11 protein-coding genes are annotated in these 10,892 nt (G+C 62.8%); 5 read left to right on the forward strand and 6 right to left on the reverse strand.

From position 1 onward, the window contains the following. Nucleotides 1-44: 44 nt before the first annotated feature. The 4 genes from dapF to ABWI03_RS20600 all read right to left on the reverse strand — a co-directional run bounded on the left by dapF (nt 45) and on the right by ABWI03_RS20600 (nt 3,372). Entirely contained in the window at nt 45-914 is an 870-nt protein-coding gene (dapF, locus tag ABWI03_RS20585; RefSeq protein ID WP_298779822.1) for a diaminopimelate epimerase, read from the reverse strand. Between the two features lie 32 nt (nt 915-946). Next, nucleotides 947-1,618: a class F sortase gene (locus tag ABWI03_RS20590; protein WP_298779824.1), complete on the reverse strand. Its 672-nt coding sequence runs from the start codon at nt 1,616-1,618 to the stop codon at nt 947-949. 84 nt (nt 1,619-1,702) lie between these two features. Continuing rightward, a complete protein-coding gene (gene miaA, locus ABWI03_RS20595; protein WP_166809560.1) occupies nt 1,703-2,638 on the reverse strand; it encodes a tRNA (adenosine(37)-N6)-dimethylallyltransferase MiaA in 936 nt (311 codons plus the stop codon). Next, on the reverse strand, nt 2,626-3,372 hold the full coding sequence (locus ABWI03_RS20600) for a class III extradiol dioxygenase subunit B-like domain-containing protein (RefSeq protein ID WP_298779827.1): 747 nt from the start codon (nt 3,370-3,372) through the stop codon (nt 2,626-2,628). The genes miaA and ABWI03_RS20600 overlap by 13 nt, the downstream gene beginning before the upstream one ends. Nucleotides 3,373-3,511: 139 nt before the next feature. Here ABWI03_RS20600 and ABWI03_RS20605 point away from each other — a divergent pair, with 139 nt between their 5' ends. Beyond that, entirely contained in the window at nt 3,512-4,897 is a 1,386-nt protein-coding gene (locus tag ABWI03_RS20605; protein WP_095970567.1) for a DUF349 domain-containing protein, read from the forward strand. Nucleotides 4,898-4,990: 93 nt separating this feature from the next. Here the strand turns inward: ABWI03_RS20605 and ABWI03_RS20610 are convergent, their stop codons facing one another. Beyond that, entirely contained in the window at nt 4,991-5,581 is a 591-nt protein-coding gene (locus ABWI03_RS20610) for an Rv2732c family membrane protein (protein WP_124569757.1), read from the reverse strand. Continuing rightward, the gene (miaB, locus tag ABWI03_RS20615; protein ID WP_095970568.1) at nt 5,578-7,161 is read right to left on the reverse strand and encodes a tRNA (N6-isopentenyl adenosine(37)-C2)-methylthiotransferase MiaB; all 1,584 of its coding nucleotides are present in this window, start codon (nt 7,159-7,161) and stop codon (nt 5,578-5,580) included. The genes ABWI03_RS20610 and miaB overlap by 4 nt, the downstream gene beginning before the upstream one ends. A 213-nt stretch (nt 7,162-7,374) precedes the next feature. Between miaB and gluA the strand changes: the two genes are divergently transcribed. The 4 genes from gluA to ABWI03_RS20635 all read left to right on the forward strand — a co-directional run bounded on the left by gluA (nt 7,375) and on the right by ABWI03_RS20635 (nt 10,739). Next, on the forward strand, nt 7,375-8,103 hold the full coding sequence (gene gluA, locus ABWI03_RS20620; RefSeq protein ID WP_095970742.1) for a glutamate ABC transporter ATP-binding protein GluA: 729 nt from the start codon (nt 7,375-7,377) through the stop codon (nt 8,101-8,103). Nucleotides 8,104-8,229: 126 nt separating this feature from the next. Then, entirely contained in the window at nt 8,230-9,066 is an 837-nt protein-coding gene (locus tag ABWI03_RS20625; protein ID WP_020907523.1) for a glutamate ABC transporter substrate-binding protein, read from the forward strand. Between the two features lie 99 nt (nt 9,067-9,165). Further along, complete coding sequence (locus ABWI03_RS20630) at nt 9,166-9,846, forward strand: amino acid ABC transporter permease (RefSeq protein ID WP_019748198.1); 681 nt, start codon at nt 9,166-9,168, stop codon at nt 9,844-9,846. Then, on the forward strand, nt 9,843-10,739 hold the full coding sequence (locus ABWI03_RS20635; RefSeq protein WP_007735172.1) for an amino acid ABC transporter permease: 897 nt from the start codon (nt 9,843-9,845) through the stop codon (nt 10,737-10,739). Before ABWI03_RS20630 ends, ABWI03_RS20635 begins: the two co-directional genes overlap by 4 nt. Nucleotides 10,740-10,892 lie beyond the last annotated feature (153 nt).

The raw sequence follows: 10,892 nt of genomic DNA on the forward strand, positions 1-10,892 counted from the left end.
CGGTGCATCCGTATTTCCTGCAGGCGTATTTCCCACGGGCGATATCACACGAGCGATTGCCACCAGGCGTCGCTGATCGTCCCGTTCGCCACCAGAACCGAGGGCCCCCGCAAAGACCCTTCACCGCCTTCGACGGTGACCTGCACTTCGCCGCCGAGCACGCGCACCAGCACCGAACCTTCGTCGCTGCCGTCGTACTTCAGCGCCGCGGCCGCAGCTGCGACCGTTCCGGTTCCGCAGGAACGAGTCTCGCCCACACCACGCTCGTGTACCCGCATGTGGACCCCGCCGTCGTGGATCGGCGTCACGATCTCGATATTGACCCCGTGCGGGAAGAACCCGGGATCGAAGCCCGGAGAAACACTCAGATCGAGCGCACTCAACACTTCTGCCGTCACGTGCTCGTCGACGCATGCCAAATGCGGATTACCGACGTCGATGCCGACGCCGGCGAAGACGCGGCCGTCGATTGTTGCCGAACTGGTGCCGAGTTCTTTGATCCGGCCCATCGCCACGGTCACGTCACCGTGCGTGGCGTCGTAGCCGTGCACCACGACCGGACGCGCTCCGGCGCGGCTGCCGACCACGAACTCGTCCTTGCTCTCCAAGCCCGACGCCTTGAGGTAATGGGCAAATACCCGAACGCCGTTTCCGCACATCTCCGCGATGGAGCCGTCGCTGTTGCGGTAGTCCATGAACCAGTCTTCTGCAGCGACGCCGTCGGGAAGTGCGGTGAGCACGCCGGCGTCCGCAAGTGCGCCCGCGCGAGCGACACGAAGGATGCCGTCGGCGCCGAGACCACGCTGGCGATCACACAACGCTGACACTCGTGCCGGCTCGAGATCGATCCGTACGTCGAGGTCAGGGAGAACAACGAAGTCGTTCTGCGTTCCGTGGCCCTTACTGAAATCCATGGTCGCCATCCTATCCGGACCTACCGACCGACTTACGCAGGTGACGCGGTGACCACCACGTTCTGTTCGTACGTGAATCCGGACGGCAACGAGGGGTCCGGCACCGTCGCGCCGCCGCAGGTCACGAGGACCAGCCTGGGCGCACCCGTTTCGGAAAAGAACTCGGCCGGCAAAGCCACCTTTTCGTACAGCTTCAGGCTCGCTGCGTGATAGGTGAACATCGTTCCGGCATCGTCGCTCACGTAGATCGGTGTTCCGGGCTTCATCTGGTGCAGCGCCCACAAGGCGCCGTGCGTGCGATCACCGTCGTCGACGTGGCCGGCAACAAGATTGGTGCCCTCCGACGATCCGAACTGCACACCGTTGGTGAAATGCGAAACCTTGTCAGGATGCGGAAGGATCATTCCGCGGTTGGCGCCGAACCCGCTGGTCACGATGTCGGCTTGCACATCCAGATCAGGAATCGCGAGCGTGTTCGGCGGCAAGTCCGTCGGCGCGGGCGCCCATGTCGCCTCTGGATCGGTTGGGGCTCCCACGTCGAATGGCGCTTCGGGAACGGGTGCGCTGACGGGCTTCCCGGCGGCACTCACCGCAAAATAGATCAGCACGCCGCCTACCGCGAGAAATGTGACGAGCAGCAGGAGAAGCGGCAGCCGACTCGCGCGTCGGCCTTTCGGTCGCGCGTGTGTCCCGCTCTGCGCCATGTTCGATGTCCTCCAGTCCGTCGATCGCGAAACGGATGGATCGCGAAAGAGCTAACTGTAAGATAGCTGATCGGCTCGATCGTGTTACAGACCGCGATCTGCAAGTGCAGAGAAGGCCGAGCGAGCCAGCTCCGGATCGGCACCGTCGAGCCAGTGCACGCGTGCGTCGCGACGGAACCATGAGCGTTGGCGTCGAACGTAGCGCCGTGTCCCGATGAACGTCCGTTCGAGTGCTTCGGCCAGATCGTATTCACCGTCGAAATGTGCGAGCACCTGTGCGTAGCCGATGGCTCGCGGCGCTGTGACGCCCTCACGCAATCCTTGCTCGACCAGCACGGCAACTTCGTCGACAAGCCCGCCCGAAAACATCAGCTCGGTTCGCAACCGAATCCGTCTGTCGAGTTCTTCCGTATCCCGATCCACGCCGATGATGCGGGTTCCCCAACGAGGGTCACCGATCTGCGGCGCCGAGGCCGCGAACGGCAGACCTGTCAGCTCGACGACCTCGAGCGCCCGAACCATCCGCCGGCCGTCCGTAGGCAGTATCGACGCCGCCGCTACCGGATCAGCAGCAACAAGCGCCGTATGCACCGCACCGACCCCACCGTCGGCCAGCACTGCTTCCCACTTCGCGCGAACTTCGGGATCCGTTGCCGGAAAAGACCATTCGTCGAGCAACGACTGGACGTACATCATGGATCCGCCGACGATCACCGGAACCTTGCCCGCCGCGATCAGATCCTCGGCGATCGCGATCGCGTCGGTTTGATAACGCGCGACGGTGGCCGTCTCCGTCACGTCGAGAACGTCGAGCAGGTGATGCGGAATCCCACGGCGCTCGGCAGGCGTCAGTTTGGCGGTCCCGATATCCATGCCGCGATAGAGCTGCATCGCGTCGATGTTGATGATCTCTCCGCCGAATTCCTCGGCCAGTGCCAACGCGAGATCGGACTTTCCCGACGCCGTCGGACCGACAACTGCGATCGGGCGAAGTTCTTCAGGGACGTTCACGGCCGCCACGTCCCGACGTGGTAGCCGATGCCGAACGGTGCATCGCTGTAGTCGACCGTGGAGCGAGGATGGTCTGACGGAGACGAGCTCGTAAAGACACCGGCGAGGACCTGCCACGCCGCGCGCCCCTGGGCTCCGACACTCCGGCAGAGCTGCGGATCGAGAGCAAGAAGCGCCTCCGGGTCACCGGTGGTCAGGGCATCGTCGATGGCCGATTGCACGCCCGCGGCGCGCTCGTCGAAGCTTCCGGGCGCCTTTGCCGTCAGCGTGGACGCACCGTCAGCCACGATCAGAAGCCCTTGCGGTCGGTTGTCGCTGTCGAGCTGCTTGCGCAGCTGCTTCCCGAATTCACGACATTCATTCGCCGACGCCTCTGCACTGACGGCGTGCATGTCGACGGTGATCTCCTCGTCTGCTCGGGCACGCAGCCAGCCGGCGACAAGGGCGCACAGTTCGAGAGATGGCACCGGTTCGCCGGTCGCATCCGCGTCCAGGGACGTCCGGACATCGGCGCCGAATCCCGCAAATGTTCCGATCTGCGCATGTCCGACGCCCGATCGCCAGAGTTCGCCCGCTGCCTTCTCGGAGTCGACACCGACGCCCACCCAGTGAACCGCCTCGTGAGAGAGCCGGCGCACGGCTGCTGTCGCTGCAGCACGCACCTGAGCGGACTCGGCCGAATCACCGGACAATTCCGGCACGAGCAACGGCGCCGAGGGGACGAGAACAGCGGAAGTCAACACAGCTGCCACGCTAGTCGACCCCGAGGTGGCGACCTCACACCCTCTTACCTGATTCAATAGTCGGAGAACGTGAGTACCGGGTTCAATGGAACCAGGAATGCGATCAGGCAGCCGTGACGCGCGGCAGAGACGAGGACCGATGACCGAGAACAGTGAACCCACCACCGGCGCCGACAGCAGTTCGGCCAGCCCGAGCCCGGCAGCACCCAAACCCGGCGCGCCCAAACCTGGTGGACCACGCCCCGGTGCACCCCGCCCCGGAGCACCTCGCCCCGGCCCAGCAGCCTCGCATGCCGTCACCGCCGCACCGGCAAGCGACCCGAGCAAGTTCGGACGCGTCGAGGAAGACGGGACCGCCTGGGTGAAGACCGCTGACGGTGAACGTCAGATCGGATCGTGGCAGGCCGGGGATGCCGCCGAGGGTCTCGCCCATTTCGGTCGTCGCTACGACGACCTCGCGACCGAGGTCTCGCTACTCGAGGCGCGACTGACGTCAGGCGCCGGAGACGCCAAGAAGACCAAGGCTGCCGCCATCGCTCTGTCCGAATCCCTCTCCACCGCTGCCGTGATCGGTGACCTCGACGCTTTGGCCCGACGACTCGACGTGATCGTCGCCGGGTCCGACGAGGCCGCAGCGCACGCGAAGGAAGAGAAGGAACAGTCTCGCGCGGCCAGCACCGCCCGCAAGGAGGCCCTCGCTGTCGAGGCCGAACAGATCGGCTCGGAGTCGACCCAGTGGAAGACCGCGGGTGATCGACTGCGCGAGATTCTCGACGAGTGGAAGACGATTCGCGGAATCGACCGCAAGGTCGACGACGCACTCTGGAAGCGGTACTCCAAGGCTCGCGAGTCCTTCAACCGACGACGTGGAGCCCACTTCGCCGAACTCGACCGAGATCGTGCGAGCGCCCGTTCGACGAAGGAAGAACTGGTCGAGCGCGCCGAGAAGCTGTCGACCTCCACTGAATGGGGGCAGACCGCTGGAGAATTCCGCGATCTGCTCAGCGAGTGGAAGGCTGCCGGCCGCGCACCGCGCGAGGCCGACGACAACCTGTGGAAGCGCTTCAAGGGCGCGCAGGATGTGTTCTTCGCCGCGCGCAACGCTGCTGCATCCGAGCGCGATGCCGAATTCGAGCAGAACGCGGTTGCAAAGGAAGAGCTGCTCGCTGCCAACGCGAACATCGATCCGGCGCACGGACTCGAGAATGCTCGTGCAGCGCTGCGCGACCTGCAGGAGAAGTGGGACGCGATCGGCAAGGTGCCGCGCGACCGAATGCAGGAACTCGAAGCGAAGCTCCGGGCCATCGAAACCAAGGTGCGCGATGCTGTCGACGCCGAGTGGCGTCGTACCGATCCGGAAGCACTTGCCCGAGTCGCACAGTTCAAGGAGCGGGTGAGCCAGTTCGAGGAGCAGGCCGCCAAGGCTCAGGCTGCCGGCAAGACGAAGGACGCAGAGAAGGCTCTCGCTCAGGCAAAGCAGTGGCGTGAGTGGGCCGAAGCTGCCGAAAGCGCCGTCAACGAGTAATCGACGACGAGCTGTCAAGACAACAAAACGCCGGCTGACTCCGAAAGGAGTCAGCCGGCGTTGTCTTGCGCTTTGTACAGACGGCCTGCTGTGTCAGCCGACGTTCCATTCCTGATGCTTTTCGGCTTCAGCCGCAGCGATCCGGCGTTGTTCCTCCGCAGCGAGCTGAATGTTGGTTCGTGTCCAGACCACCTTGAGCCAATGGAACGTCAAGAACACGACGGCGAACCATCCGATGATCAGCCCGATCGACGGTCCGGCCACGTTGAAACCGGCGGGAATGGTCTGACGTGACCAGACGGCCATCATTCCCAGAGCACTCGCCACGGCGCTGCCGGCCAGCGCGACCCACGCCAGACTCCAGCGACGCGTCACGAGTGCGAGCATCGAGAATCCGATGCCGAAGACGACAACGAACCACACGAACAAGCGTGAGAACAGTGCAATCCGTTCGCTTTCCGCATCCTGGTTGTACGCGAGCACATCCCAGCCGTTCGCAACTCCCGCATGGGGCAGTGCAAGCGTGCCGACCAGCACGAGCACCGCAACTGCGACGACCATGGCGCGCGCACCTGGGTCGATTTCTCCCGCGACCTTGCGTTCCGCGTCGTCGAGATCCTTGCGGTAGCCCTCGAAGGCGTCGTCGCCGGGCTGTGGTGTCGTGTTCTCGTGTTGCGAGGTCATGCGTTGCATCCCATCTGGACGGGTTGTGGGGCCGGGGCACCGATCTTCGGTAGCCCGAGACCTACGCCGATGGGCGGGGTCTTGGGTGTGATGCCCTTGTCGAACGAGTCACCGGCGCGGGTCCGACGGTGCGTGAGCACTCCGTCATCTGCCACGAGGTGATGAGGGGCTCCGTGGGTGACGACGACCGTCACCACGTCACCGGGTCGGATTGTGCCGTCGAGGTTTCCCTCGGGGCGGAAATGCACCAGGCGGCCGTCTCGCGCGCGACCACTGAGACGGTGAGTCGCTGCGTTCTTCCGACCCTCCCCCGCTGCCACCAAGAGTTCGACCTCGGTGCCGACGAGTTTGCGATTTTCCTCGATGTTCACTTCTTCCTGAACCGCCAGCAATCGCATGTAGCGTTCCTGGACAACCTCTTTGGGAAGCTGATCGGCCATCTCCGCCGCCGGCGTGCCCGGGCGCTTGGAGTACTGGAAGGTGTAGGCGTTGGAGAATCGCGCCTTACGCACGACGTCCAGCGTCTCCTCGAAATCCTCTTCCGTCTCCCCCGGGAACCCGACGATGATGTCCGTGGTGATGGCGGCGTGCGGCATTGCGGCGCGCACCTTCTCGATGATCCCGAGGTACTTCGACTTGCGGTACGAGCGCTTCATCGCTTTCAGAACCTTGTCCGAACCGGACTGCAACGGCATGTGCAGCTGCGGGCAGACGTTGGCAGTGGTTGCCATCGCTTCGATGACGTCGTCGGTGAACTCTGCCGGGTGCGGCGATGTGAACCTCACCCGTTCGAGGCCGTCGATGTGTCCACATGCCTTCAAGAGCGAGGCGAAGGCTCCGCGATCGCGCGGTTGTTCCGGATCGGCGAACGACACGCCGTAGGCGTTGACGTTCTGCCCGAGCAGGGTCACTTCCGAGACCCCCTCGTCGACGAGTGCCTGCACCTCGGCCAGGATGTCGCCGGGACGTCGATCCACTTCCTTGCCACGCAGGGCCGGAACGATGCAGAACGTGCACGTGTTGTTGCAACCGACCGAGATGGAAACCCAACCCGCGTAAGCAGATTCGCGCTTGGCCGGCAGCGTCGACGGAAAGGCCTCCAGCGCGTCGAGGATTTCGACTTCGGCGCGTTGGTTGTGGCGCGCGCGGTCGAGCAGCGCGGGAAGCGAGCCGATGTTGTGGGTGCCGAAGACGACGTCGACGAACGGCGCCTTCTTGACTACGGTGTCACGATCCTTCTGCGCCAGGCACCCACCGACCGCGATCTGCATGTCGGGGTTCGCCTCCTTGTTCGGGGCGAGCTGGCTGAGGTTGCCGTACAACTTGTTGTCCGCGTTCTCGCGGACCGCACACGTGTTGAAGACGACAAGATCAGGATCGCTTCCGGTCTCCGCCTTCGAATACCCGGCATCCTCGAGCAGACCGGACAGTCGCTCGGAATCGTGGACGTTCATCTGACAGCCGTACGTCCGTACCTCGTAGGTGCGAACAGGCGTCGCAGTCGGCTCGGAATCTGCCGTCGGTTCCGGAACTGCAGTCGGCTCTGGAAGTGCAGGGGACATTTCGTCGATCAGTGACACGCTTCAGCCTAGCTCACGTCCACTACGACGTGTAATAACGCCCTGATAAACAGCCGAAACGCGACATAAACGTCGTCACAGTAAAATTTCCATTACATATGGCAAGAACCATGGCGAAATCACGGGCGTCGACGCAAACTACGCCTAAGGTTCTCGTTTATGACCCAAGCCGACGATGCGACGACGCCGACCACCTCCGGCGATTCCACATCCATGATTTCGATGACCTCGGTGAACAAACACTTCGGGGAACTTCACGTCCTGCAAGAGGTCAATCTCGAGGTACCCAAGGGCCAAGTGGTGATCGTCCTTGGTCCGTCGGGCTCCGGTAAGTCGACTCTGTGCCGCACCATCAATCGCCTCGAACCCATCGACTCGGGCACGATCGCCGTCGACGGCAAGACGCTCCCCGAAGAGGGCAAAGCACTTGCTGCACTTCGCGCCGACGTCGGGATGGTCTTTCAGTCGTTCAACCTGTTCGCGCACAAGACGATCCTCGAGAACGTCATGCTCGCACCGATGAAGGTCCGCAAGGCCAAGAAGGAAGACGCCAAGAAGACCGCGCAGGCATTGCTCGAACGCGTCGGTATCGCCAATCAGGCCGACAAGTACCCGGCACAGCTTTCGGGCGGTCAGCAACAGCGTGTCGCGATCGCTCGCGCCCTTGCGATGCAGCCGAAGGTGATGCTGTTCGACGAGCCCACCTCCGCACTCGACCCCGAGATGGTCAACGAGGTCCTCGACGTCATGACCTCCCTCGCGAAGGAAGGCATGACCATGCTCGTGGTCACGCACGAGATGGGCTTCGCGCGCAAGGCCGGCGATCGCGTGCTGTTCATGGCTGACGGCCAGGTTGTCGAAGACACCACGCCCGAAGAGTTCTTCACCCATCCCAAGTCGGATCGGGCCAAGGACTTCCTCGGCAAGATCCTCACGCACTGATTAAAGTCTCCCCTCCGACAGTTCTGTCCTCGTCCACAAGACAACTTGCTCGACTGCACCGTTCACCTCGGCTGCACCGTTCATCTCGACTGCACTGTTCGTGTGTCGACAACTGAGAGGATCTTCATGAAGATCAATCGTTCCGTCCGTTTCGGAATCGGAATCATGGCCATCGCGTTCGCTGCCACCGCCTGTGGCGGCGGCGAGGAGAACAAGTCGATCACCGAGAGCGCTTCCGACGGCACTCTCACCGTCGGCATCAAGTTCGATCAGCCCGGCCTCGGTCAGCGCAACCCAGACGGCACCTTCTCCGGCTTCGACGTCGAGGTAGCCCGTTACATCGCAAACGAACTCGGCGTGAAGCCCGAAGGCATCACCTTCAAGGAATCGCCGTCAGCCCAGCGCGAGACCCTGATCCAGAACGGCGAGGTCGACTACATCGTCGCGACCTACTCGATCACCGACACGCGCAAGGAGAAGGTCAGCTTCGGCGGCCCGTACTTCATCGCGGGCCAGTCGCTGCTCGTTCGCTCCGACAACACCGACATCACCGGCCCCGATTCGCTCACCGGCGGCAAGAAGCTCTGCTCGGTGTCGGGTTCGACTCCGGCGCAGAACATCCAGGACAACTACGCCAAGGACGTCCAGCTCCAGCCGCTCGACACCTATTCCGCTTGTGTCGAAGCTCTGCGTAACGGCGCTGTCGACGCTGTCACCACCGACGACATCATCCTCGCCGGCTACGCTGCCCAGTACCCAGGAGAGCTGAAGGTCGTCGGCGAACCGTTCACGACCGAAAAGTACGGCGTCGGCCTGGCCAAGGACGATTCCGAGGGTCGCGGCAAGATCAACGACGCCATCGAGAAGATGATCTCCACCGGCGCGTGGGAAGAAGCCTTCAACAACACCGTTGGTGCTTCGGGCTACCCCATCCCGGCCCCGCCCACCGTTGATCGTTACTGACCTGCTTTTTTCACCGTCAATCTCGCTGCGGCTCCCCACTTCGGGAGCCGCAGCGCGTGACGCCACCAACGGAGATCCCGTGATCTGGGGAGACGGCAAGTGAACCTTCTGAGCAAGTACGGCGACCAGATTCTGGAAGCCTTCTGGACCACGATCCAGCTGACGTTCTTCTCCGCGATCGGCGCCGTCATCATCGGTGTCCTGATCGCGGCCATGCGCGTGTCACCGGTTCCGGTCGCCCGATTCCTGGGTACCGCGTACGTGACCGTGTTCCGCAACACCCCCCTGACACTGATTCTGCTGTTCTGTCTGTTCGGTCTGTCGCAGACGCTCGGAGTCAATCTCGCAAAGTCGGACTCACCGACGTTCTTGACAGACAACAACTTCCGACTCGCAGTGCTCGGACTCAGTGTCTATACCGCCGCGTTCGTGTGTGAGTCACTTCGATCGGGAATCAACACCGTTCCGGTCGGCCAGGCCGAAGCGGGCCGATCACTCGGTCTGTCGTTTGCACAAAATCTTCGGCTGATCGTCCTGCCTCAGGCATTTCGCGCGGTCACAGCACCGCTGGGTAGCGTGCTGATCGCACTGACCAAGAACTCGACCATCGCCGCTGTGATCGGCGTATCCGAAGCGTCAGCGCTGATGAAGAAGATGATCGAAAACGAAGCCGCGATCTTCGTCGTCGGTGGAATCTTCGCTGTCGGTTTCGTGATCCTGACACTTCCCATGGGCTTGATCTTCGGCAAGCTGAGCAAGCGATTCGAGGTTTCACGATGAGCAACCGCGCAACAGTCCTCTACGACGCGCCGGGCCCCAGAGCGCGAAATCTTTACCGATTCGCGTCCCTTGTCGTCGCTGCACTCATGGTCGCGATCGGGTACGTCATCTACCGCGCACTCGACGAAAAGGGCCAGCTGACAGCAGCGAAGTGGGATCCGTTCCTCGAATCCACCTCGTGGACAACGTATCTGATACCCGGTATCCGCGGGACACTGATCGCGGCTGCGATGTCCATCGTCTTCGCGCTCATCCTCGGTTCTGCCCTGGGTATCGGCCGACTCTCCGAGCACAACATCATCCGGAAAATTTGCGGCGTCATCGTCGAACTGTTCCGAGCAGTACCGGTTCTGATTCTGATGATCTTCTCGTATCAGGTGTTCGCCGAATACGAAGTCTTCAAGTCGAAGTACCTTGCACTCGCGGCAGTCGTCGTCGGTCTGACCCTGTACAACGGGTCAGTGATCGCCGAGATCGTCCGCGCCGGGATCAACTCACTCCCGCGTGGGCAAAGTGAGGCCGCCAAGGCGCTGGGGATGCGCAAGACGCAGATCATGGTGACGATCCTGCTCCCCCAGGCGGTTACCGCCATGCTGCCGGCACTGATTTCACAGATGGTCGTGGCGCTGAAGGACTCCGCCCTCGGTTACCTGATCGGGTATGTCGAGCTGGTACGTCAGGCCCAACAGCTCGGCACTTTCTACGGAAACTTCCTGCCGGCGCTCATCGTGGTTGCCGCAATCATGATCGCTCTCAACTCCGCGCTTACCTTCCTGGCAACCAAGGTGGAGAAGCGCCTGCGTTCCGGCAAGCGAAAGGGCAAGGGCCCCATCGCGGCTCCGTCTGCCGACCCAGCGGTTTCGGTACCGGGTATGGACCTGACCAAGCCGTGAGCTGATCGACCTGCTGTTCCACTGACGCGAGGAGCGGGGGGGGGGGGGGGGGGGGGGGGGGGCCCCCCCCCCCGCCGCATCGGTAGCGGGAAAGACTGATTTGCAGCCAACAACACGGGCCCCACAAACGAAAAAAACAAAAAAAAACAAACA

This window comes from Rhodococcus baikonurensis (assembly GCF_040489275.1).
Classification (GTDB): domain Bacteria; phylum Actinomycetota; class Actinomycetes; order Mycobacteriales; family Mycobacteriaceae; genus Rhodococcus_F; species Rhodococcus_F baikonurensis.